Origin of the sequence: Nocardioides sp. YIM 152588, from assembly GCF_040191335.1 — a bacterium.
In the GTDB taxonomy this organism is placed as follows: Bacteria; Actinomycetota; Actinomycetes; order Propionibacteriales; family Nocardioidaceae; genus Nocardioides.
This window is the reverse complement of record NZ_JBEGDJ010000005.1, coordinates 122,708-147,372: the sequence shown is the minus strand read 5'-3', so window position 1 is coordinate 147,372 and position 24,665 is coordinate 122,708. Positions and strand designations below refer to the sequence as shown.

Sequence of the window (24,665 nt, the reverse complement as noted above, 5' to 3'; positions counted from 1 at the left end):
CCTGAAATCACGAGCGGGCTACCAGTCAGCCAACCCCCGCGGTAGGAAAGTGTCCGCGATGTCTTGAGACATATGTGTCCGCGATGTCCCGAGACACAACACATCGGAATAGCGGGGTCTCAGGCACACGACCCCACCCGCGCGACGTCCGAGCCGCGGTCGTGTGGCTGACGCCCGCTCATGGAGGGTTCTCAGGCACACGACCCGCGACATCTCACAGACGTCCCACGGGAATGTGATCTGGCTCATACGATGACGGGGTGACGGACGATCGCCCGGACTTCGGCGTGCTCCTGTCGCTCGCCGGGGTCACCTTCGCCGAGGAGCTGCGCCTGCACATGCACGCCTCCGGCTTCGTCGGCTTCACGACCCGGACCGGTTTCGTGCTGCGTCTGCTGGCCGACGAGCCGCTGAGCGTCCGCGTGCTGGCCGAGCGCCTGCACATGACGCCGCAGGCGACGCTCAAGCTAGTCGAGGGGATGACCCTGGCCGGCTTCGTGGACCGCGCCCCGAAGGGGCTCGACCGCCGCCAGCGGATCGTGAAGATCGGCGACCGCGGCCGGGAGGCGCTCGACGCCGCCAAGGCGTTCCACGCGCGCTTCGAGCTGAACCTGGCTGCCGAGGTCGGCGCCGACACCGCCCGGGAGGTCCGGCACGCGCTCGAGCTGGTCGCGGGGCGGACGGGCGTGCGGGTGCCCGGGGGAGCGGGGCGCGACCGCGCGCCCGGCGACCTGCGCCACTGATCCGCGCCACCAAATCCGTGCCCCTGACCTGCGCAGAAGCACGTCGACGCGCGAAAAGGGCCCCCCGATTTGGACGCTCTTGGGCGATGCCGTAATGTTCTATTCACCGACGCGGGGTGGAGCAGCTCGGTAGCTCGCTGGGCTCATAACCCAGAGGTCGCAGGTTCAAATCCTGCCCCCGCTACCAATGAAGTAGCAGAACCAGAGGCGGTTTCCGGAGAGATCCGGAGGCCGCCTCTGATTCGTTTTCGGGCCCCATGTCAGCAGATGTCAGCAGACGTTGCCGCCTGATCGCCCTCGTCCCTGCCTGCAGCCCCGTAGAAACTGGGGCCCGCCGACGTCGGCGTCCTTCGCTGCCTGGCCACGGGCCGGTCGCTCGCGGACACCGCTGACGAGCTCCACCTGAGCGAGCGGACATTGCGCCGCCGGATCGGCCGCATCTGTCGGCGAGCGTCGGTGCAGACCGGTCGACCGCCTGTTGCGTGCGACAGGATCCGCGGCTCAGTTTGTCGTCGCGGCTGCGGCGCGACCTCCTCCCGCCTCCCCAGACTGTGACCGTCGCCACAAGGTGGGCCGGGTCGCTCGGTCCCACCGCGAGGTTGACGAGGGAGGGATGCGCGCCCATGAGTGAAACGTTTCAAACACGGCCGCCCGCGTTGCGGGTCCGTTCACCCGTGGTCTCGGATCGTCGCTGACATCTGAAGGAGAGAGCGTGAACAGAGCAGGGAACAGGTACCGCCGGGCGAGCGCCATTGCCGCGGCCGCGACGGCGGTGACCCTGGTGGCCGCCGGATCGAGCCCGGGTGTCGCCGCGCCAGGCGCTGCCGACCACGGCAAGCCCGATCGCGGAGCGGCCACGGAGATCCTCTCGGCCTTCGAGAAGCCGCCCCTGGATGCCGAGCCGATGGCCCGGATGTGGTTCCCCGATGCCGGCGCCGGTAGGGATGCCGAGGGCCGCTCGCTGATCGTCAAGCAGATCAAGGACCTGGCCGCAGGCGGCTTCGGCGGCGTCGAGATCGCCTACCTGGCCGACGGCTCCAACTACGGCAACGACGACGCGGCCGAGATCGGCTTCGGCAGCCCCGCGTGGCGCGACGTCCTCAAGACCATCCTGAAGGCGGCCAACAAGGTCCCCGGCGGCTTCAAGGTCGACCTGACGATCACGTCGCACTGGCCGCCGACCGTGAACACGATCGACCCGAACGACGACACCCAGCAGCAGCAGGCGACCTCGGCGTGGACGAAGATCACGGCCGACGACCTCGCCGCCGGCGTCGTGGACCTGCCGCTGCCGGAGCAGCGCACCCGCGACTTCTCCAACACCAGCCGGCTGATCGCGGACTTCCTCTTCGTCGACAAGTACACCGGCGCCACCGTCGCGAAGGTGGCCTCCGTCGGCGACGACGGTACGCCGACGTTCGAACTCGCCTCGCTAGCCGACGCCGACGCCGCGACCACCAAGAAGCGCGAGGAGGCGAGCGGCGACTGGGCCGGCTATCCCGCGGGCATCCCGGACCGCGCGTACGCCGACGCGAACGGCCTGGACTACCAGGACGTCCTCGACAAGTTCGGTCCCGAGCCGGCCACCGACGACTTCGACGGGAAGATCGACCAGGACGGCAACCGGAGGCGGATGGCGGACTGGCAGTACCTCTACCAGACCGACCTCGACCAGCTCTCCGCTCTTGACGGCTACTCCCCGAGCGCGGGCGACGACCTCGCGGTCGGCGACCTCGTCCTGATCGGCTCCTACCGCCAGGGCACCGGACAGATCATGTCCGGCGGCCAGTCGGTCACCCAGCACAACCGCACCTACGCCGTCGACTACTTCAGCGAGCCGGCCGCCGAGCGGATCTTCGCGTTCTGGAGCGACAACATCCTCGACCGCGAGCTGGAGCGCCTCCTGGTCGGCAACGCGCGCAAGACCGGGAGCAGCATCTTCGAGGACAGCATCGAGATTCACCGCGACGGCCCCCTGTGGACCGCCGACCTCCCCTCGGAGTTCAGCGACGAGAACGGCTACGCGCCCGGTGCGCTCCTGCCGGTGTTGAGCATGGGTGCGGGCAACTTCGACGACGCTGAGCAGGCGTCCCGGATCGTGGAGGACTACAACACCACGCTGGGCGGCCTCTACGAGACCGAGCACGCGGCACCGATCAAGGACTGGGCCTCGACCTTCGGCTACACCTACCGTGCCCAGGGCTACTCGCTCACCGGCCTCGACATCGCGGGGGCGGCCTCGGCGCTCGACGTGCCGGAGGGCGACAACTCCACCTCGGGCGACGGGCTGCGCAACCTGTCCGCGACGGTGAACATGCAGGGAAAGAAGCTGCTCTCGATGGAGAGCGTCACGTTCGAGGCGAGCATCAACTCGACGTGGACCGAGGTCACCGACGTGCTGAACATGAACTTCTCGCACGGGGTGAACCGGTCGATCCTGCACGGCACGGCCTTCGCCCGCGCCTTCAACGGGAACAACTCGGCCTGGCCCGGATGGAACTTCTTCAACTTCTCGTCCTGGAACGGCCGGCAGATCTGGTGGGACGACGTCGACACCTTCAGCGACTACGTCGCGCGCAACCAGGCCGTCCTCCAGGGTGGTCAGGCCAAGGTGGACCTGGCGGTGCTGCTCGGTGCCGACGACTCCTCGCAGATCCAGTCGGGGAACTCACTGCAGACCCTGCTGGACGAGGGGTGGTCCTACAACGAGCTGAGCGAGGCGCTCCTCGAGCTCCCCGCGGCCGAGGTCACCGGGGGCAGGCTGGCGGCCGACGGTCCGGCGTACGGCGCCGTGATCGTGAGCGGCGCGACGCAGCTGAACGTCGCCAGCGTCGACAAGCTCATCGAGTTCGCCCGCGCGGGTCTCCCGGTGGTGTTCCTCGACAGCGACGTGGAGCACGTCTACGGCACGGACAAGCCCGGCAACAACGACGCGCTGCTGGCGGACCGGCTGGCGACCCTCATGGGTCTTCCCACCGTGTCGACCGCGGCCAGCCAGGACGAGGCGAGCGCGTTCCTGCGGTCGCACTCGGTGGAGCCGGCGGCCGAAGCCGGCACCACCGGACTGGAAATCTCCCGTCGGGCCGCGAACGAGGGCGACTACTACTACGTCTACAACGCTGGCACGGCGCTCGCCGCGGCCACCGCGGTCGGCGACACCACTGCCACCCTCGACACGGTCGGCGGCTTCAAGGCCGGAGACGTGATCACGATCGACCAGGGCGACGCCGCCGAGACCGCGGTCGTCGCCGCGGTCGACGAGGCGAGCTCGACATTGACGTTCGAGGAGCCGCTCACGATCGCGCACAGCGGCCCGCCGGTGCAGAACCCCGGTGGCCCGCCCGCGCAGGGCAAGGCCGCCGGCGTCACCACCGACCAGCCGAAGGACCTGGCGCTCGAGGGCAGCGGCACGCCGTACCTCCTCAACGCGTGGACAGGCGAGATCACCCCGGTGGCGGAGTACTACACCGAGGACGGCCGGACCCACGTCGGCGTCGAGCTGGGGCTCGGCAAGTCGACCGTGGTCGTGCTGGCGGACAAGACCAACGGCTTCCCGGCCGCGCCCCGCACCCACGCCCTCGACACGACCGGTGGCGAGGTCCGAGTCGACCATCGCGGGCTGGAACTGGTGACCACCGAGGCCGGCGACTACGAGGTCACCCTGCCCGGCGGGACCAGCGTGGTGTCGGCCCCGGCCGCGCCGAAGCCGATCGCCCTGGACGACGGCTGGCGTCTGGACCTGGAGAGCTGGGGTCCTGACGCGGAGGTCAACGACGTCGACCCGACGGTCTCCAGCAAGACCACCGTGGCGCTCGACTCCCAGTCGCTGGGTGCGTGGCGGGACCTCCCGCTCACGGCCGAGCAGTTGGAGACGCTGGGCGTGGAGTCGGCGGCCGACATCTCCGGCATCGGCAGGTACCGAACCTCCTTCACGCGGCCGCGTTCCTGGTCGAAGAAGGTCGGGGTCGAGCTGCAGCTCGACCACGGAGCGGACATGCCGGTGGCCGTCCGGGTCAACGGCAGGTTGATCGACCGCATGGACCAGGACACCACGACGGTCGACGTGACGAAGTGGCTCCGTCCGGGCCGCAACGTGCTGAAGGTCAAGGTGGACACCCCGCTGGGCAACCGCACCGGTCGGACCGACCTCGACTACGGCCTGACGGGGGTGACGCTGACGCCGTACGCCGTCACTCCGATCCGCTGAGGGCAACCACCCTCCCGCGCCGCTCTTCCGCGCCGGCCGCCCGGCCGGCGCGGAAGGGCGGGCCCGATCCGCCTCCCGTGACGCTCCCTCCGAACGCCGAGCAACCGTCCTCACCAGCCCCACCTGGAGATCTCATGCCGAACCCGTTCATTCCCTCGGGAGCACACGCCCGTGGCGGTCGCCGGGCCGTGGCGGTCGCCGTCGCCCTGGCGGTCGCGGGCGCACTCAGCGTCCAGTCGCCCGTGACCGCCTCGGGCGCGCCGTTCGTCCAGCAGGGTCGTCACTCGTCGCCCTCGCACCACGGGGCCGGGCAGGCGGCGGTCCCGCGTGAGCTCACGCGGGCCTTCGCGCCGACCATCGACTCCCGGCCGATGGCCCGGATGTGGTTCCCCGACGCAGGGGCCGGCCGTTCGGAGCGGGAGCTCGACCTAGTGCGCCAGCAGATCAACGAGATGGCCGAGGGTGGCTTCGGGGGCGTCGAGATCTCCTTCCTCGCCGACACGGTGAGCTACGACAACGAGGACGCCGCCGAGATCGGTTGGGGCAGCGAGAACTGGAGCCGGGTGGTCAAGACCCTGCTCCGCACCGCGAACGCGGTCCGCGGAGGCTTCAAGGTCGACTTCACGATCACCTCGCACTGGCCCCCGATCGTCAACAACATCGACCCCAACGACCCCGAGCAGCAGCAGGAGACGAGCTACGCCTACCGCAAGCTCGATGGCGACGACCTCGCCGCCGGGGCCGCAGCCGTGCCGCGCCCGGACCAGAAGCTCAGGGACGGCAAGGGGGCGCCGTTCATCTTCACCGACACCCTGGATGCGGCGACGCTGCTCGAGGTGACGTCGGTCGGCGACGACGGGACGCCCGTGTTCGACCTCGCCGGCGCGCGCGACGTGACCGGTGCGACCACGCCCGTCGAGGCCGACCCCGGCGCCGGCGAGCAGCGCACCATCGACAGTGTCGCGTACGCCGGCAGCCCGGCCGGCGTGCCGGACCGCGCCTGGGCAGCCGAGAACGGCCTCGACTACGACGCCGACGTGGTCGGCGCCTTCGGTCCCGAGCCCGCCTCCGACGAGTTCGCGGGCAAGATCGACGGCGACGGGAACCGGCGCCGGATGGCCGACTGGCAGCTCGAGCACGCGACCGACCTCTCCGGTATCGACCTGTCGGGCTACGTGCCGAGCGCCGGGGAGACCCTCGCGCCCGGGGACCTGGTGCTCTTCGGGTCCTTCCACCGGGGCACCGGCCAGGTCTCCTCAGGCGGCGCCGCCGTCACCATCCACAACCGGTCCTACGTCACCAACTACTTCCGCGCATCGGGGGCCGAGCGGATCTTCCAGTTCTGGGACGACCACATCCTCGACCGCGAGACGAAGCGACTGCTCCGCCGCAACGCCCGGCTGGGCTCCAGCATCTTCGAGGACTCGATCGAGGTGTCCCACCAGAACCCGCTGTGGACGCCCGATCTGCTCGACACCGTGGCCGACCGGCGAGGGGTCGACACCGCGGGGTGGGGCCCCGTGCTGGCGACCGGCGACGCCGAGCTCTTCGACGACCCGGAGCTCGCCACGCGCATGGTCGAGGACTACAACATGACCCTCGGCAGCCTGTACGAGGACCAGCACGCGTCCCTGATCAGCGAGTGGGCGCGCTCGTTCGGGTACACCTACCGGGCCCAGGCCTACACCCTCAGCGGCCTCGACATCGCGACCGCCGCGGCCGCTGTGGACGTCCCCGAGGGTGACAACTCGACGTCGGGTGACGGCCTGCGGAACCTGTCCGCGGCGCTCAACCTCACCGGCGGGCACCTGCTGTCGATGGAGACCACCACCTTCTACGCCGACCAGAACACGCCGTGGCACCACAACATCCGGGAGGTCAACGGGGACTTCTCGCACGGGGTCAACCGGTCGATCTTCCACGGGTCGGCGTTCGCCAAGACCTTCAACATGCACGAGAGCGACTGGCCCGGCTGGAACTTCATGAAGGAGATCAGCCCGGGGTTCTCCGCCTACAACGGCCGCCAGATCTGGTGGGACGATGTCGACACCTTCAGCGACTACGTCGGCCGCAGCCAGGCGATCATGCAGACCGGCACCGCGGACGTGGACGTCGCCTTCCTCCTCGGCAGCAACGACGGGTACCGGCACCACAGTGGCAACGAGTTCCAGGACCTCCTCGACCACGGCTACTCCTACAACCTGGTCAGCGAGGGCCTGCTGGAGGCCACCGACCCCACGGTGTCCGACGGCGTCCTCGGCGCCGACGGCCCGTCGTACCAGGCGCTGGTGGTCAAGGAGGCGGAGCGGATGTCCGTCGAGACCGCGGAGCGGCTGGTCCGCTACGCCCGCGCCGGGCTGCCGGTGCTCCTCTTCGACAGCGACATCTCCCGCACCTACGGGACCGACCCCGGCGGGGATCGTGACGACCGACTGCAGGAGCTGCTGGCGACCCTCGTCTCCTTGCCCGGCGTGACCGAGGTCGCCGACCAGGACGCGCTCCGGGCGCAGCTCGAGAGCGGCGGCGTGGTCCCGGCGTCCCAGTACGACGTGCCGCGTCTGGAGACCTCGCACCGGGAGACCTCCAGCGGCACCGACTACTACTACTTCTACAACGCGGCCGCCTACCTGACCGCGCCGGCGGCCGCCGGTGACACCACGATCCAGATGACCGAGGCGGCCTCGCTCGAGCCCGGCGACGAGCTGGTCATCGGCTCCACCCTCCGCGAGGAGCACGCGACGGTGGCCGCCGTCGACGGCGACACCGTCACCCTGGACGAGCCGCTGGTGCGGTCGCACGCCGGCCCGGCCGATCCGCTGGGGCCCTGGGGCGTCAAGCCCGGTGCGCCGGTCAGCGCCGTGACGGACCAGGAGATCCGTCTCGAGGGCAACGGCGTGCCCTACCTGCACGACGCCTGGACCGGTGACATCACGCCGGTCGCCGAGTACCGGCGGACCGCCGACGGCGTCGTCATCGATGCCCAGGTCCTCGACCTGGAGGATCGGGACGCGGCGATCGTGGCGCTCTCCGACGCCCGCCCCGCGGGCGGGTTCCACGCGACCGCCGTCAGCGGCGGCAGCGTCGCGCCGCTCGACCGGCGCACCATCGTCCACCGGGCGTTCGAGCCGGGCAGCTACCGGGTGGCCACCACCGCCGGGACACGGCGGTTCAGCGTGAGCGCGGTTCCCTCAGACGTGGCGCTCCCGACCGGGTGGACGCTCGACCTGGAGAGCTGGGGCCCCGACCCGGAGAGGAACGACTACGACCCGACCGCCTCCGCCGTCGTCGACGTCTCCTTCGACGACGTCGACCTCGCGACCTGGGAGGACCTGCCCGCCACCGCGGACCAGCTCGCCGCGTTGGGGGTGGAGTCGATGGGTGAGGTCTCCGGCATCGGGCGCTACACCACGTCCTTCGTGCTCGGTCAGGACTGGCGGCGCAGCGGTGCCGTCCTACAGATGCGGCACGCGGACGACATGCTGACCGAGGTCGTCGTCAACGGCACCGTTGTCGACGATGTCGACCAGCTCTCCGACGCGATCGACCTCGGCGGCCTGCTGCGCCCCGGACGCAACACCCTCACGATCCAGATCGACACGTCGCTGAGCCGCCGCATCGGCGACTACGACAACCCTGCGAAGTTCTGGTCGCTCGGGGCGTCCGGCGAGCAGCACTACGGGCTCCTGGACGTCGTCCTGGACGCCTACCGCAGCACCGAGATCAGGGCGGACCGGTGATCGGCCGGCGACCGGGTCGCGCGGCGGCCGCGACGCGCGAGCCCAGGCCCACCAGTGAGTTGAGCGAGATCAGGAGGAAGCAGCCCATGAGAACGACTCCGAGACAGGTACGGCGCAGGGTGGGGGTCGGGATCGCGGCTGCGACCGTCGTCGCCCTTCCGACGGCATTGGTCGCGGTCTCCGCGCCGACCCCCGCCTCGTCGGCGGCGCCCGGCAGCGCGGCGTCATCGGACCAGCCCCAGAGCGTCGCCCCCGAGCTCTCCCCGAAGAACTTCGCCGAGCCGCCGAACGCCGTACGTCCGAAGTACCGGTGGTGGGTCACCGTCGCTGACATGGAGGACGACGAGATCCGCGCCGAGGTCGCCGCGATGGCCGAGTCCGGCGCCGGCGGCATCGAGGTCGCGCCGTTCCCGGGCGACAGCAGCTCCGACGAGTACCTGGACGAGTACGGCTTCGGCACCCCGCGATGGAACCACGTGGTCGAGGTCATCCAGGACGCCGGGGCCGAGCACGGGCTGACCGTCGACTGGACAGTCAGCCCCGGGTGGCCCGGCTCGAAGGTGACCGCCGGCCAGACCACGCCCGAGGACATCAACGACCCAGCGGTGTCCAAGCAGCTCCTCTACGGCCGCGAGGTCGTCGCGGCCGATTCCGGCCGCTCCGGTGCGATTCCCACGATCACCACGCCCTCGGTGCTGAGCACCACGCTGTGTGCGCCGGCAGCCGCGGGGGACACCACCCTGCAGGTGGCCAGCGTCGGGACGGTGGCGATCGGCAACGTGGTCACCGTGGGCGACGTCGAGGCCGAGGTGACCGCCATCGGCACGGCAGGAACCTGCGCCACGCTGACGGTGACGCCCCTCCCCGGGGCCGCCCCGCCCGGGGCGGCGGTGACGTCCGCTGCCGACGAGGCGCTCGTCGCGGTGGTGGCAGCGCAGTGCACCAGCGCCTGCACCGACTCCGGCACTGCCGAGCTGGACCCCGACTCGGTCGTGGACCTGACCGGCGAGGTCGAGGGCGGCACGCTCGAGCACGACTTCCCGGCCGGGAACGGCAACCCCTGGCAGCTCCTCGCCTTCTACTACACCGCGGACGTGAAGACGGGCAGCAACTCGGCCTCCTCGCCGACGTACGTCGTCGACCACCTGGGCCGCGAGGGCGCCGAGGCCTACCGGGACTTCTGGACCAGCAACGCCTTCGGCAACAACCCCGACGGCGGCTTCAACAGCACCGCGACCCAACGTGACGTCGACCGCGTCGGTGGCGGCGCGCTCTTCACGGACTCGCTCGAGCTCAGCAGCAACATCAAGTGGACGCCGCGGATGCTGGAGCAGTGGCAGCGACTGCGCGGCTACGACGCTACGCTCGTGCTCCCCGCGCTCGCGGGCATCGGCCGCCAAGGCCTCAGCCAGGGACCCTTCGTCTTCGGCGACGGGCTCGACGCCCGCATCCGGCACGACTACCGCCAGACGTGGAGCGACCTCTTCATCTCCGAGCACCTGGAGGTGATGAAGGAGTACGGCGCCGACATCAACATGGAGACCCGGGTCCAGGCCTACGGCGACCCGATCGTCGTGCCGTCCGCGATGGCGCACGTCGACCAGCCCGAGGCCGAGTGCAACATGGGCTTCCCCGAGGTCGGCAAGTTCATCGCGGTCGGGGCCCACATGCAAGAGGGGCGGACGCTGGTCTCGAGCGAGAACTGTGCGATCCGCTCGGTGTGGGACACCAAGCTCGGCGGGAACGTGGGCGCCGGCGGCCAGGGGCCGGGCGCCACGCCGGCCCCCAACCTCTCGGCCGCCTACCGCACGTTCGCGGGTGGTGTGACGCAGCACGTGTGGCACGGGTTCGGCTACATCACGACCGACGCCCAGAACGGCACTGAGAAGGTGTGGCCGTGGCACGCCGGTTTCAACCACAACCGGCCGGGTTGGGGTGAGACCTGGAACCCGGTGATGCCGACCTGGCAGGCCGGCGACATGCGGGAGGTCAACGACGACCTCGCCCGACACTCGCTGGTCCTCCGACAGGGGAGCCCGCGGTTCGACGTCGCGATCTACTGGCAGGGCCACGGCATCGGCTCCAACGGCGGAACCGTTCCGTCGCCGGACTCCCGGGTGAGCTCCACCGGCCCGCTCGCGCAGCGCGGGTACACGAACGAGTACATCACCGACGAGTTCCTCAACGACCCGCAGTACGGCGCGGAGTACGAGCCGGGGGCGACGTTGAACGACGGTGCGTTCTTCCCGACCAAGTCGGCGTACAAGGCACTCATCCTGAACGGACAGGAGACGCTCGACCTGGTCAGCGCTCGGAAGATCCTGTCCCTCGCCGAGGACGGCCTTCCGGTCATCGTGGTCGGAGATCTCCCGACCGAGACGCCCGGTGCGCGCGACCACGAGGCGGCCGACGCGGCGCTGATCGAGGTGATGGCCGAGCTGGACGCGCTGTCCGTCTCGACCGAGCACCACGTGCGTCGGGTCGGAGCGGTGGCCGACGCCGTCGCCGCCCTCGAGGACCTGGGGATCGAGCCGGCCGCGTCCCGCGAGCCGGTGACGGGCGACGCCGACGACTCAGCGATCATCTCGGTGCGCCGCCACACCGACGACGCGGACTACTACCTGCTCTTCAACCAGACCAACGAGGAGGTCACGCAGCGGATCACCCTGGACGGTGACGGGACGCCCTACCTGCTGAACACCTGGACGGGCGAGACCGAGCCGCTGGCCAGCTACGACCAGGAGAACGGCAGGGTCACCGTCGACGTGCGGCTGATGGGCCAGGACACGACGGTGATCGCGGTGAGCACACGCAACCTCGACCGCCAGCCCGCGCCCGCGGTCCACGTGGCTCTCCAGGAGGAGGGCGACACCCACTCGTTCCGCTACGTCGAGGGCGGCCAGCTCCTCGTCACCGGGCCGAACGGCCGGGTCGAGGGCATCGAGCTCAGCGACGGCCGCACGGTGAGTGCCGACCTCGCGGCCGACGACGAGGCGCTCTCCCTGGACCGATGGGACCTCGAGGTGGAGAGCTTCACCGGGGATGAGACCGGCCTGCCCGGGATCGAGCACACCCTCCGCACGCGGCTCAGCGTCGGGGAGGTGGCCGACACCGGGAACGGCCTGCCGGCGTGGAGTGAGATCCACCCGGACAACGGGTACGCCGTCGACCTGCGCGACGTGTCCGGTATCGGGTACTACACCACGACGGTGGATCTCCGCCAGGGCTGGCACCAGGGTCAGGGCGCGCTGCTCGACCTGGGTTCGGCGACCGATTCCTCCAGCGTGACCGTCAACGGGAAGGACCTGCCGCCCATCGACCTCCAGGACATCCGCCACATCGACGTGGGCCCCTACCTGAAGAAGGGCTCGAACACGATCGAGGTGAGGGTGGCGACGACGCTGATCAACGCCGTCCGGGTGGCACCGGGCACCGGTGCGGAGAGCAGGGCGCGGGACGACGACTACGGGCTCACGGGACCGGTCAGCCTGGAGCTGTACGCGACGGAGGTGATCAAGCGCGGACCGGTGTCGAGCGTCCGCCCGTAGCCGAGCCGCGCCTGGGCGCCTCGCCCGACCCGCGTGGTCGGGCGAGGCGCCCTCGCGGGTTCGCCCCCGGCCCGTGACGGCTCCTCGATGGCCGCCACAGGCCGGCGTGCGGCCCAGGGAGGAGGGGCGGATCAGTTCCGGTTCGGGTCCGCGAGCGCGTCCCCGGCGTGGTGGACGATCTCGAGGGCCAGCGCCGTCTGGAGTGATCGTGGGGCGAGGGGGCGCCCGAGGAGGTCCTGGAACTGCTGCACCCTGTAGGCGACGGTCGTCGGAGCGATGTTGAGCCGGCGCGCGGCCTCGTTGCGGCTGCCGCCGACGGCGAGGAAGACGCGAACGGTCTCCCGCAGGTCACGCTGCCGTTCGTCGAGGCCGAGGACGCCGTCGAGCTCAGAGGACACGAACGCCCGTGACGCCGTGAGGTCGCTGAGGGCCAGCGCCACCATCGAGACGCGGTCGTAGGTCCAGCAGCCGCTCTCGCCGGCCAGCAGGCCGACCCGACTGGCGTGCTCCGCCTCGCGGTAGCTGGTGCGAACGCCGGCGATGTCCCGATGGAGCCCACCGAACGCCAGCCCCAGGCCGTCCTCGACCTCGATCACCCCGGCCACGTCGACGTCCTCGCGGCGATTGAACGTGAGCCACAGGACGTCGTACCTGCCCCGAGGGAGTACGACCGACCCGCTCGCTCCCAGGTTCGACGACAGCTTGGCGCAGATGCGATCCAGCTCCCGGACCCGTGCCTCGTCGGGGAGGTCGTCCGTGGTCCACGCCACCCCGAGCAGGTGGTGGGCTCGCAGCCGCAGCCTCAGCGCCCTCTCGAGCTCGGGGTCGTCCGCCCCGTCGAGGATGGCGCTGAGAGCGCCCGCGCGTTGGGCACGCTCGCTCGAGCGCAACACCGTCCGCTCCTGCCGGTAAGCCTCCGTCATGTCTCGAACTGTGTTCCCGACGTAGGTGGTCAGGTCGGCCACCACCTGCCGGGCATCCGCCGGGGAGAGATCTCGGCCGACCGCGTGCAGCTCCGCGAGCACGGCGTCGTTCACCACGCTGTGCGTGCTCCACAGCACATCGAAGATGTGCTCGATCGGCAGGCCCTGCCGGGCCCAGTGCCGGGCGTCCTCCAGCGCTCGATCGGAGGCGCCGACGCAGTGCGCCGGCTCGCCGAGCGCGAACCGGGTCAGGCCGTGGAGGAGGCCGGCCTCGCACCCGGCCCGAGCCTCGAGCGCCGCCTCGGCGGGGAACCTCCCAGCAGCCGCATGCATGTCGACGACCCGCGCCGCGACCTCGACCGCCCAATCGACCGCGTCGTTCCCCAGCACTGCCCGGGCGACGTTGGCGGTCCGCTCGCCCGACGCCGGAGCGGGACGAGCCTCGCCGTGCGGTCCGAGCCATGCCAGCCAGTTGCGGTCGGTACCTCCGTCGGCGTGGCCGGCCGCACGTCCCAGCCCTGCACCCGGCGCCGCGGCGGTCGTATCGAGGGGCGCCGGTGTGGGCATGAGCGGAAGCGGGACGATGCGTGGGGGATGCGTCACCTTTGACCAGCCTTCGCCATTGCGACGCCCGTCAGTGCGCTAGGGGACTCTGGCGGTCATCGGGTTGAAACGATTCAGGCGGTCCAGTGTGGCACACGTCACGTCTAGTCCGCTACCTCCGATCTCGCTGAATCGGACTGCCGCTGCCCAGGCGCGGTGAGTGCCGCGGACGCCTCGGCACGGCGTTGGACGGGGACGAACACGGCGACGCTGATCGTCAGGGAGACGGCGAGGAGGCTGCCACCCCGGCGCGCCCCAGGCCCTCGTCGACGCTGAGGCCGGTGGCGTATCCAGTCGATTCGACAGATGTCGGAACGTCACGGTCCTGATTCCCGCATCCGTCTGTGTCGCGCGCCACATCACCGTTCCTACAGTGACGAGTGCCACAGCCGCTCGGCCTCCCGGTCGGAAGCACTCGGACCTCTCCCCGCGGTGGTGGCGCCCCGGGACGGTTCGAGCCCCGGGGCTCGTCGAGCTCCCGTGCCTCATGATGGAGGTGCGGGTGCGCGATGACGCCCACCCCATCTCGCAGAGGAACAAGCCATGGACAACCTCCTCCGAACGCTCGGGAAGCTCCCCGGCGCCCTGCTGATCATCCCGCTCTTCCTCGCGGCACTGATCAACACCTTCGTTCCCGAGGTGCTCGGGATCGGCAGCTTCACGACCGCGCTGTTCCGCGACGGCGCCGTCCCCCTGATCGCGATGTTCTTCTTCGTGATGGGCTCCCAGATCCGGGTCAAGTCGGTGGCCTCCTCGCTCGAGAAGGGCGTGGTGATGCTGCTGGGCAAGTACGCCGCGGCGATCGCCGTCGGTCTCGGGGTCGCCTACCTGACGCCCGAGGGCACCCTGCTCGGGCTCGTCCCGCTGGCGATCATCGCGGCGATGGGCAACTCCAACGGCGCGATGTACATCGCGCTCACCGGCCAGTTCGGCAACCGGTCCGACAAGGGCGCGGTGGCGGTGCTGTCCATCAACGACGGCCCGCTGCTGACCATGATCGCGCTCGGTGCGGCCGGCCTGGCCGACTTCTCCCCGATGGCGCTGCTCGCGGTCTTCCTGCCGATCCTGCTGGGCTTCGTGATCGGCAACACCAGCCAGATCGCCCGCGAGTTCCTGGCCCCCGGTGAGAAGCTGATCCTGCCGTTCGCGCTCTTCGCCATCGGTGCCGGCATCGACCTCGGCGTCTTCCTCACCGCCGGCGCCGTCGGCTTCCTGCTCGGCATCATGACGATCGTCCTCTCCGGCGGCCTGGCCATGCTGGCGCTTCACCTGTGGCACGTCGCCCGACGGCACCCGAAGCCGACCCGAAACGTCATCGGTGGCGCCTGCGAGGCGACCACCGCGGGCAACGCGATCGCGACACCGGCCGCCGTGGCGCTCGCCGACCCGAGCTACCAGTCCGTGCAGGCCGTGGCGACCACCCAGGTGGCCTCCGCCGTCGTCGTCACCGCCGTGCTCATCCCGTTCGTGGTCGTCGCCGTGAGCAAGTGGCAGGCCCGGCGCGGGGTCAGCCCGGAGGCGGAGGAGGCCATGTACGAGGGCCGCGACGCGGTGCCCGACGAGCCGGTGCCGGCGGCCGGACCGCTCGCTGCCTGACCCTCGCCCGAACCCGCTTCCGCCGTACCGCCGCCGACGGCCCCGGACCACCTGGTCCGGGGCCGTCGGCGTGCGTCAGCCGGCCGCCAGAAGGCGCCGCACCAGCAGCCCCAGGTGGAGCTCGAGCCGGACCCTCCCGTCGTCGAGGTCCAGGCCCGTGATCTCCCGGATCCGGTCGAGCCGGTAGTAGAGCGTCGTGCGGTGCACGTGCAGCCGCTCGGCCGCGGCGGAGCCGGAGCCGCCCCGGTCCAGGAAGACCTCGAGGGTCTCGAGCAGCCGGCCGTGCGGGTCCGCGGCCTCGAGCTGGCCGATCGCCGGCGGGACGGCGGTCTCGTCGAGCTCGTCGGGCGGGATGCGGAGCAGCAGCCCGAGCGGACCCAGCTGGTCCCAGCGGGCCGTCCGCCCGGCGCCCAGTGCCGGGACCGCGCGGCAGGCGAGCACCGCCTGCCGGTACGACGTCCACGCCCGGTCGGGGTCGAGCACCTCGGCGCCGACGCCCACCCGGGCGCCGAACCGGCCGGCGGCGAACGCGTCCAGGTCGGCCATCAGGGCGTCCGCGCGGGCCTCCGCGGCCGCGTCGTCGATCTCGACGGGAGAGGCCAGCACGAGGATGCCGCGTCGACCGGCCACGGCGTGCAGCACCGACTCCCGTCCGGCGCGCGGCGCCGCCTCCAGCGCGTGGCGGAGCGCGAGGTCGACCTGATCGTCCTCGACGCCGCCCGCGAGGCCCACCGGTTCCAGGACCAGCACCCGCAGGTGGCGCGGCAGCGGCAGCACCCCGCGGTCGGTCAGGGCGCGCTCGGCGGCGGACCGCTCCCCGGCGTCGGTGCCGAGCCAGGCCGTCAGGTGCTGCTCCTGCGCCCGCGCGCGCTCGTCCTGCGCGTGCCGCTCGGCGACGATCAGCCCGGCGGCGTCCTGGGCGAGCTGCTCGACCAGCGCGACGTCATCGTCGCTGAGGCTCTCGTCGGCGTCGATCACGACCAGGAACCCGAGGAGCTCGCCGTGGCGTCGTACCGGGACCACCAGGCGTGAGAGCAGCTCGTGCTCGGCGGAGGCGGGCACCCTGCCGGCGCGGGTCCACTGCGTGATCCCGTGGCTCAGGAGGTAGCCGATCGGTCCGCCGCCGGCGTCGCGGTGCAGCATCGCACGGACCCGCACCGGGTCCTCGTCGCCGAAGTGCTCGCTCGCCAGCACCAGGCGGATGTCGGGGTCGTTGAGCACCACCGAGCGGCCCAGTCGCCGGCCGAGGGCGTCGATCTTCTGCTGGACCTCCGATGTCACCCGGTCAGGGTAGGCCCGCCGTCGCTCAGGCGGGCACGGCGGCGCGCGACCGACCGGCGGTCCCGCTGTCGGCGGCGTCCGGAGCGTCCGGGAGCGACGGCAGCAGCAGGACCTTGCCGGCGTCGCCGCGCATCAGGTCCAGGGCCTGCGGCAGTCCGCTCAGCGGCAACCGGTGGGTGACCAGCCGGTCGAGGTCGACGTGGCCGGCGACGACCAGCGCGCTCAGCTCCTCCCAGGTGCGCCAGATCGATCGGCCCCAGCTGCCCTTGACGGTCAGGCCCCGGGTGATGAAGGTCCGGGTGGCGGGCAGGACCAGGTCGCCGCCGGCCAGGCCGACGACCATCAGCGTGCCCTCGTTGCGGACCCGGTCCACCAGGGCGTTCAGCGCGGGGAGCACGCCGGAGCACTCGAAGGCGACGTCGAAGCCGCGCCGCTCCCGGGTACGCCGGTCGGCGGCCGCCACGGGGTCCGCGTCGACGTCCACCGCGGTGGCGCCGCGCTCGACGGCCAGCCGGCGGCGCGCCGGGTTGGGCTCGACCACGACGATCTCGCGGGCGCCGACGGCGTGGGCGATCTCGACGAGCACCAGGCCGACGGGGCCGGCGCCGGAGACCAGGACGCTGGCCCCTGCGAGCGGCTGCGGGCAGCGGAGCACCGCGTGCATGGCGCTGCCGGCCGGCTCGAGCAGGGCCGCCGTCTCCGGCGAGATCTCGTCGGGTACCTCGAAGCAGCTGGCCGCGGGCACGACGACCCGCTCGGCGAAGGCGCCGTCCACGTCGACGCCCAGCAGCGACATGTCGGCGCAGTTGTGACCCTCGCCGGCGCGGCAGGCCCAGCAGTGGCCGCAGGCCAGGTGGGTCTCGACCCCGACGCGTGCTCCGAGCGCCGGCCCGGTGGTGTGCGGTCCGACCTCGACCACGGTGCCGGCGACCTCGTGGCCCATCGTCACCGGGAACCGCAGGCCGAGCGCCTGCGCGGCGGGGCCGTGGGCATAGATGCTCGCGTCGGTGCCGCAGACGGAGGTGGCGGCGACGGCGAGCCGGACCTGGCCCGGCAGGAGGTCGGGCTCGGATCGGTCCTCGACGAAGGCGCAGCCCGGTCCCTCGGCTGCCTTGATCACGGCGCGCATCGGTCACTCCTCGGCGGTCGGCGGACACGTCGTCGCCGACGTGCTCGATGTGGTGGTCGCCACACTCTCCGTCGCGGCGCGGGCGACCCGGAACCGACGTACGACGAGAAGCCGGGCCTCGGACTCCTTCGAATGTCGAATCCCGCCGCCGCTCGCCGGATCGGCCCGCCACTTTCGACAACTGTCGAAGGCGAGACGGGCGTCACTCGGCAGGCGTCCGTTGTGACGTGGCGCACGCTGGCGCAGGCTGAGACCGTCCCACCGGGTCCGACCGCACCGCGGCGTCGCCCCGGCCACACCCAGGAAGGATCCCGATGTCGTCCACGGTCTCGATCATCGGCTGGCACCACAGCCGCTTCGGCCGCCTCGAGGCGCCCGACACCACCGCGCTCATGACCGAGGTCGTGCCCGGCGCGCTCGCCCACGCGGGCATCGACGCGGACGCGGTCGACGGCATCTACGCCGGCGTCTACAACAACGGCTTCTCCCGCCAGGACTTCCAGGCCGCGCTGGTCGGCGTCGGCGTCCCGGCGCTCGCCGGCACCCCGGCCACCCGGCTGGAGAACGCCTGCGCCACCGGGTCCGCCGCGCTGTACGCCGCCTGCGACTTCGTCGATTCCGGCCGCGGCCGCGTCGCGCTCGTCGTCGGCGCCGAGAAGATGACCGGCGTCCCCACCGCCCGGGCCGGCGAGATCCTGCTGTCGGGCTGCTACGAGCCCGAGGAGGCCGACGTGGACGGCGGGTTCGCCGGCGTCTTCGCCGGGATCGCCCGCGCCTACGCCGAGCGGTACGGCGACCCCTCGGACGCGATGGCCCGGATCGCCGCGAAGAACCACCGCAACGGCGTCAGCAACCCCTACGCCCAGCTGCGCAAGGACCTCGGTTCCGACTTCTGCTCGACGGTCTCGGAGAGGAACCCGATCGTGGCGTCGCCGCTGCGGCGCACCGACTGCTCGCTGATCTCCGACGGGGCGGTGGCGATCGTCGTCGCCTCCGAGGACGTCGCCCGGACGGCGCCGCAGCGCGTCCGGTTCCGGGCCCGCGCCCACGCCAACGACCCGCTGCCGCTCTCGCGCCGCGACCCGCTGGAGTTCTCCGGCGTACGACGGGCCTGGGCCGACGCGCTGGAGCAGGCCGCACTGACCACCACCGACCTCGACCTGATCGAGACCCACGACTGCTTCACGATCGCCGAGCTCCTGCAGTACGAGGCGTTCGGCCTCGCCGAGCGCGGCCAGGGTCACCGGGTGCTCGCCGACGGCCTCACCGAGCCCGACGGCAAGCTGCCGGTGAACCGCTCCGGCGGCCTCAAGGCCAAGGGGCACCCGATCGGCGCGACCGGCGTCTCCATGCACGCCATCGCCGCCATGCAGGTCACCGGCACCGCCGGCGACATGCAGCTGCCCGTCGCCGACGTGGCGGGCGTCTTCAACATGGGCGGCGCGGCCGTCGCCAACTACGCGAGCGTCCTGGAGGCCTGGTGATGACGACCGACGCGACCGCCCCGACGGGCCCCGCCCCCCGGCGCGCGCTGCCCTCGATCACGCAGCGCACCAGCAACCTCGCCTCGCTGCTGCGCCAGACCGCGGCCCGCCTGCCCGAAGGCACCGCCCTGGTCCGCGGCGACGTCACCTGGAGCTGGCGCGAACTCGACGGCCGCGTCGACGCGCTCGCGGCGGCGCTGCTGGAGGCGGGGATCGGCGCTGGCGACGTGGTCATGCTGCACGCTGGCAACTGCCGCGACTACCTGACCGTCATGGTCGCGACCTGGCGCGTCGGCGCCATCATCACGCCCACCAACGCCAAGCTGCCGCCCGCCGACGTGGCGAAGCTCGCCGAGGTGGTCCGCCCCGACCTGCTGGTGGTCGAGGAAGGCGCAGAGGACCATGTCCGCGCGCTGGCGCCGGTGCCCGCCTGGACCCTCTCCGACGGTCCCGGCAGCGACGCCCGCCCGCACGTCGGCGCGCTGGTCGACAAGCACCTGGGCGCCCGCGTGCCCGAGGCGCCGGTCGCGGTCGGCGACCCCGCCTGGTTCTTCTTCACCTCGGGCAGCTCCGGCCGGCCCAAGGCCGCCGTGCTCACCCACGACCAGATGGCGTTCGTGGTGAACAACCACATCGCCGACCTGATGCCGGGCCTGGGCAGCGGCGACGCGACCCTGGTGCTGGCACCGCTCTCCCACGGCGCCGGCGTGCACGTGCTCACCCACGTCGCCCGCGGCGCGGCCACGGTGCTGCTGCCGGGCGAGTCGCTCGACGTCGCCGAGGCCTGGCGCCTCGTCGCCGAGCACCGGGTCTCCACGGCGTTCACCGTGCCGACCATCCTCAACCGGCTCGTGGCCGGCGTCGACGAGAGCACCGACACCTCCTCGCTGCGCTACGTCATCTACGCCGGCGCACCGATCACCCGCCAGGACCAGGCCCGGGCACTCGAGGTCCTCGGGCCGGTCGTGGAGCAGTACTACGGCCTGTGCGAGGTGACCGGCGCGATCACCGTCCTGCCGCCCGCGCTGCACGCCGACGTGCCGACGTACGAGGGCATCGTCACCGCCGGCTACGCCCGGACCGGGATGACGATCTCCATCCAGGACGGCGAGGGCAACGAGCTCCCGCCGGGGGAGCGGGGCGAGATCTGTGTGGTCGGACCCGCGGTCTTCCCGGGGTACCTGGACAACGACGCCGCCAACGAGAAGTCGTTCCGCGACGGCTGGTTCCGCACCGGCGACCTCGGCCTGCTCGACGAGCACGGGATGCTCTTCATCACCGGCCGGGCCTCGGACATGTACATCTCCGGCGGCTCCAACATCGACCCGCGCGAGGTCGAGGAGAAGATCCTCACCCATCCGCAGGTGCGTGCGGTCGGCGTGGTCGGCGCCCCCGACGCCGACTGGGGCGAGGTCGGCTTCGCGGTCGCCGTGGTCGAGGGCGGGCTCACCGCCGAGGAGCTGACGGCCTGGTGCCGCGAGCACATGGCGCGCTACAAGGCGCCGAAGCTGATCCACCTGGTCGATCAGCTGCCCACCACCGCGTACGGCAAGGTGACCACGCCGCTGCTGCGCGAGCTGCTGCGAGAGGCGGGGCTGTGGCCCGAGGCGGCGGTCCGGTGAGTGCGCTCCAGGAGCGGGCCGTCGGCGCGACGGCGTTCGCGCCGGCCGCGGGCGTGCCCACGCTGCGGCACCCCGGCCCGGTCGCCGACGAGCGGGTGGTCGCCGTCGCCGCCCGCCTGACCCCGCACGAGGTCGAGCTCCCCGCTGGGGTGCCCCTGCTCGACGCCCTGGCAGGGTTGCTGGACAGCACCGGCGCCCGCTCCGCGGTCGGCGAGCTCGTCGGCGGCGAGCTCGCCGAGTTCGGCTACTACGTGCCCGACCTCGGCCCCGAGGGCGGCGCGGTGGCGACGTTCAGCCCGCCGCGGACAGCGGCCACGCCGGCCCGGCTGGTCCGGGGCGGCCTCACCCTCGGGCACCGGGACGGCGCTGTCTTCTCGCACACCCACGCGTTGTTCGAGGACGCCCACGGCGTACGACGTGCGGGACACCTGATCCCCGACACCGTCGTGCTCGGCGCCGGGGTCAGCGCCCGGGTCTGGACGTCGACCGACGTCGCGATCGAGGTGCGGCCCGACCCCGAGACCACGATGTCGCTCTTCGTGCCGCGCGCCATCGACGGCGCGGACGTCGCGACCGCGGCGGTCGACGCGCTGGTCTGCCGGGTCCGGCCCAACGTCGACCTGGTCGGCGTCATCGAGCACCTCGTCGAGCGCGCCGGCTGGTCCGGGGCGGAGGTCCGCGGCCAGATCGGCTCGCTCGTCGGCGGCCTGCTGCGGACCGGCGACGGTGCCCTGGAGGAGGTCGACGGTCCGGCCACCGAGGTGATGTTCCTCGACGGTGCGGTGCGCCGCGTCGCGGGCCGGGTGCGCGCCGACCTGGCGGCGGGGCTGCTCGACCGCCACGCCGCCTGGCACCACGGCACGCTGGTGCCCGGCCACAACCCGGTCGCGATGACCTACGAGCTGGTCCTGGTCCGCGCCGACGACGAACCGCACGACAGCCAGGGCGACCGGTGAGCGCAGCGCCCGGCTCCGCCCGCGACCGCCTGGTCCGGCACGGGGTCGACCCCGCGAGCGTGCACGACCGGCTGCTCGACCGGGTCACCGCCGCCAGCGACGCCTCCCACTACCTGCGGCGCCCCGAGGCGCTGGTCGTCGCGAGCGACGAGGCGGCGGTCGCCCGGGCGCTGGCCGCGTGCCGCGCCGAGCGCCTGCCGCTGACCTTCCGCGCGGGCGGCACCAGCCTGTCCGGCCAGGCGGGCACGGACGGCGTGCTGCTGGACGTGCGGCGCGGCTTCCGCGGGCTCGAGGTCCTCGACGGCGGTGACCGGGTGCGGGTCGCCCCCGGCACGACGGTCCGGGCCGTCAACGCCGCGCTGGCGCCGTACTGCCGCCAGCTCGGCCCGGACCCGGCCAGCGAGGGCGCCTGCACGATCGGCGGGGTGGTCGCCAACAACTCGAGCGGCATGAGCTGCGGCGTGGAGGGCACGAGCTACCACACCCTCGACTCCCTGCGCCTGGTGCTGCCCAGCGGCACGGTCGTCGACACCGCCGAGCCGGACGCCGACGCCCGGCTCGCCCACGACGAGCCGGCCCTGCACGCCGGGCTGCGAGCGCTGCGCGATCGTCTGCGCGCCGATCCCGTCGCCCGCGCGGAGGTCGAGCGGCAGTTCTCGATCAAGAACACCATGGGGTACGCCCTCAATGCGCTGCTCGACCACGACGACCCGGCCCAGATCCTGGCCCGCCTGGCGGTCGGTTCGGAGGGGACGCTCGCCTTCGTCTCCTCGGCCACGTTCCGCACGCTGCCGGTGCGCCCGCACGCCGCCACCGGGCTCCTGGTCGTCGACGGGCTGGCCCACGCGACGGACGCGCTCCCGGCGCTCGTCGCCTCCGGCGCCTCCGCGCTCGAGCTGCTGGACACGCCCTCGCTGCGCGTCGCCGCCGCCGACCCGCGCGCGACCCCCGGCCTGCGCGGGCTGGACCTGCGCGGCCAGGCCGCCCTGCTGGTCGAGTACCGGGCCGGCTCCGCGGAGGAGCTCGCCGACCTGGTCGCCGGCGGGGCTCCGGTGCTCGCCACCGGGGTCGGCGGCGACCCGCTGACGAGCGACGCCGCCCGGCGCGCCGACCTCTGGCACGTGCGCAAGGGCCTGTACGCCGCCGTCGCCGGCGCCCGGCGCCCCGGCACCACCGCGCTGCTGGAGGACGTCGCCGTCCCGGTGCGCGACCTGACCGCGACCTGCGAGGACCTCGGCAAGGTGTTCGCGCACCACGGCTACGTCGACGCGGTGGTCTTCGGGCACGCGAAGGACGGCAACATCCACTTCATGGTCACCGAGGACTTCGGGACCGACGCCGGGCGGCAGCGCTACGCGGACTTCACCGACGACATGGTCGACGTGGTGCTGACCCGGGGCGGGACGCTGAAGGCTGAGCACGGCACCGGCCGGGTGATGGCCGCCTTCGTCCGCCGCCAGTACGGCGACGACCTGTACGAGGCGATGCGCGAGGTCAAGCGGCTCTGCGACCCCAGCGGCGTGCTCAACCCCGGCGTGGTGCTGACGGACGACCCCGCCGCGCACCTGCGGGACCTGAAGACCGTCCAGAATGTCGAGGACGAGGTCGACCGCTGCGTCGAGTGCGGCTTCTGTGAGCCGGTCTGTCCGAGCCGGGACCTGACGCTGACGCCGCGACAGCGGATCGTCGCGCGGCGCGCCGAGGCGGGGATGCGGGCCGCCGGGGAGAGCACCGCGGCCGACGAGCTGGCCGCCGCCTACGCCTACGACGGCGTGCAGACCTGTGCCGCCGACGGCATGTGCCAGACCGCCTGCCCGGTCTCGATCAACACCGGTGACCTGGTGCGCCGGCTGCGGGCCGACGGACAGGGCCGGGTGGCCCAGGCCGCCGGCCGGACCGCGGCCCGGCACTGGTCCGGCGCGACCAGGGCGGCCGCCGCGGGCCTGAGCGCAGCGCGGCGCGTCCCCGGCGCTGCCGAACGCGGCTCGGACCTGGCGCGGCGGTTCCTCGACCCCGACCTGGTGCCGCGCTGGAGCCCGGACCTCCCGGGAGGGGGCGAGCGGCGTGGGCCGGTGGGGGCCGTTCCGCTGGCCGCGGGCGTCGTGCTGATGCCGAGCTGCACCGGCTCGATGTTCGCGGCACCCGGCGGGCCGGACGCCTCGGCCGGCGCCGCGTTCCGGGCACTGTGCGAGAGGGCCGGCGTCGGTGTGGTGGTGCCCGAGGGCGCCGACGCGCTGTGCTGCGGGATGCCGTGGAGCTCCAAGGGTCTGACCGACGGCGCCGCCGTGATAGCCGACCGGGTCGCCGACGCGTTGCTGCGCGCCAGCCGCGGCGGGTTGCTGCCGGTGGTCAGCGACGCCGCGTCGTGCAGCGAGGGACTGGCCAAGGCCCTCGCGGACCGCGGGTTGGTGGTCGAGGACGCGGTCGTGTTCGCGGCGCGCGCGCTGCTGCCGCGGCTCCCGGCGGAGCCGGTCGCAGACCGGCTGGCGCTGCACCCGACGTGCTCGTCGGTCCGCAGCGGCGCCGATGGAGCGCTGCGCGCGATCGCCGGAGCGGTCTCGCGCGAGGTCTTCGTGCCACCGTCGTGGGGCTGCTGCGCCTTCGCCGGCGACCGCGGCATGCTGCACCCCGAGCTCACCGCGTCGGCGACGGCCGCGCAGGCCGCCGAGGTGGCGGCGTACGGTGCCGACGCGCACGCCTCGTGCAACCGGACCTGCGAGCTCGGCATGAGCCGAGCGACGGGGGAGACCTATCAGCACGTCCTGGTGCTGCTGGACCGGGCCACTCGCACCTAGCGGGGAGGCTCGCCACGGCCGGTCGCGGGGCCCCGGGGGTG

13 protein-coding genes and 1 tRNA gene are annotated in these 24,665 nt (G+C 72.5%); 10 read left to right on the top strand and 4 right to left on the bottom strand.

The features are described 5' to 3' along the window. The first annotated feature begins 260 nt into the window (after positions 1-260). The 4 genes from ABLM29_RS04970 (at position 261) to ABLM29_RS04955 (ending at position 8,687) form a co-directional block, all read left to right on the top strand. Positions 261-743 (top strand): MarR family winged helix-turn-helix transcriptional regulator, encoded by a 483-nt coding sequence (locus tag ABLM29_RS04970; protein WP_349712815.1) that lies wholly within the window; start codon positions 261-263, stop codon positions 741-743. Positions 744-853: 110 nt separating this feature from the next. After that, positions 854-930, top strand: a tRNA-Met gene (locus ABLM29_RS04965). Positions 931-1,455: 525 nt separating this feature from the next. Beyond that, the gene (locus tag ABLM29_RS04960; protein ID WP_349712813.1) at positions 1,456-4,950 is read left to right on the top strand and encodes a glycosyl hydrolase; all 3,495 of its coding nucleotides are present in this window, start codon (positions 1,456-1,458) and stop codon (positions 4,948-4,950) included. Between the two features lie 242 nt (positions 4,951-5,192). Continuing rightward, entirely contained in the window at positions 5,193-8,687 is a 3,495-nt protein-coding gene (locus tag ABLM29_RS04955) for a glycosyl hydrolase (RefSeq protein WP_349712811.1), read from the top strand. Here the strand turns inward: ABLM29_RS04955 and ABLM29_RS04950 are convergent. Beyond that, positions 8,671-9,021, bottom strand: a complete 351-nt coding sequence (locus ABLM29_RS04950) for a hypothetical protein (RefSeq protein ID WP_349712809.1) — start codon at positions 9,019-9,021, stop codon at positions 8,671-8,673. The genes ABLM29_RS04955 and ABLM29_RS04950 overlap by 17 nt on opposite strands. On the opposite strand from ABLM29_RS04950, the gene ABLM29_RS04945 reads away from it, so the two are divergent. After that, entirely contained in the window at positions 9,020-12,235 is a 3,216-nt protein-coding gene (locus ABLM29_RS04945; protein WP_349712808.1) for a glycosyl hydrolase, read from the top strand. The genes ABLM29_RS04950 and ABLM29_RS04945 overlap by 2 nt on opposite strands. 131 nt (positions 12,236-12,366) lie before the next feature. Here the strand turns inward: ABLM29_RS04945 and ABLM29_RS04940 are convergent, their stop codons facing one another. Then, positions 12,367-13,548 (bottom strand): PucR family transcriptional regulator, encoded by a 1,182-nt coding sequence (locus ABLM29_RS04940; RefSeq protein ID WP_349712806.1) that lies wholly within the window; start codon positions 13,546-13,548, stop codon positions 12,367-12,369. A 756-nt stretch (positions 13,549-14,304) separates the two neighbouring features. Between ABLM29_RS04940 and ABLM29_RS04935 the strand changes: the two genes are divergently transcribed. Continuing rightward, positions 14,305-15,357: a 2-keto-3-deoxygluconate permease gene (locus tag ABLM29_RS04935; protein WP_349712804.1), complete on the top strand. Its 1,053-nt coding sequence runs from the start codon at positions 14,305-14,307 to the stop codon at positions 15,355-15,357. 75 nt (positions 15,358-15,432) lie between these two features. Here the strand turns inward: ABLM29_RS04935 and ABLM29_RS04930 are convergent, their stop codons facing one another. Further along, on the bottom strand, positions 15,433-16,638 hold the full coding sequence (locus ABLM29_RS04930) for a PucR family transcriptional regulator (RefSeq protein WP_349712803.1): 1,206 nt from the start codon (positions 16,636-16,638) through the stop codon (positions 15,433-15,435). A gap of 25 nt (positions 16,639-16,663) precedes the next feature. Further along, a complete protein-coding gene (locus ABLM29_RS04925) occupies positions 16,664-17,767 on the bottom strand; it encodes a zinc-dependent alcohol dehydrogenase (protein WP_349712801.1) in 1,104 nt (367 codons plus the stop codon). 314 nt (positions 17,768-18,081) lie between these two features. Here ABLM29_RS04925 and ABLM29_RS04920 point away from each other — a divergent pair, with 314 nt between their 5' ends. Genes ABLM29_RS04920 through ABLM29_RS04905 form a run of 4 tightly spaced genes read left to right on the top strand, consistent with a single transcriptional unit; the run spans position 18,082 to position 24,624 of the window. After that, on the top strand, positions 18,082-19,251 hold the full coding sequence (locus ABLM29_RS04920; RefSeq protein WP_349712800.1) for an acetyl-CoA acetyltransferase: 1,170 nt from the start codon (positions 18,082-18,084) through the stop codon (positions 19,249-19,251). Continuing rightward, a complete protein-coding gene (locus ABLM29_RS04915; protein WP_349712798.1) occupies positions 19,251-20,873 on the top strand; it encodes an AMP-binding protein in 1,623 nt (540 codons plus the stop codon). The genes ABLM29_RS04920 and ABLM29_RS04915 overlap by 1 nt, the downstream gene beginning before the upstream one ends. Next, a complete protein-coding gene (locus ABLM29_RS04910) occupies positions 20,870-21,829 on the top strand; it encodes a PPC domain-containing DNA-binding protein (RefSeq protein WP_349712797.1) in 960 nt (319 codons plus the stop codon). The genes ABLM29_RS04915 and ABLM29_RS04910 overlap by 4 nt, the downstream gene beginning before the upstream one ends. After that, positions 21,826-24,624 carry an FAD-binding and (Fe-S)-binding domain-containing protein gene (locus ABLM29_RS04905; protein WP_349712796.1) on the top strand — a complete coding sequence of 933 codons (2,799 nt, stop codon included), beginning with the start codon at positions 21,826-21,828 and terminating at the stop codon, positions 24,622-24,624. The genes ABLM29_RS04910 and ABLM29_RS04905 overlap by 4 nt, the downstream gene beginning before the upstream one ends. Positions 24,625-24,665 lie beyond the last annotated feature (41 nt).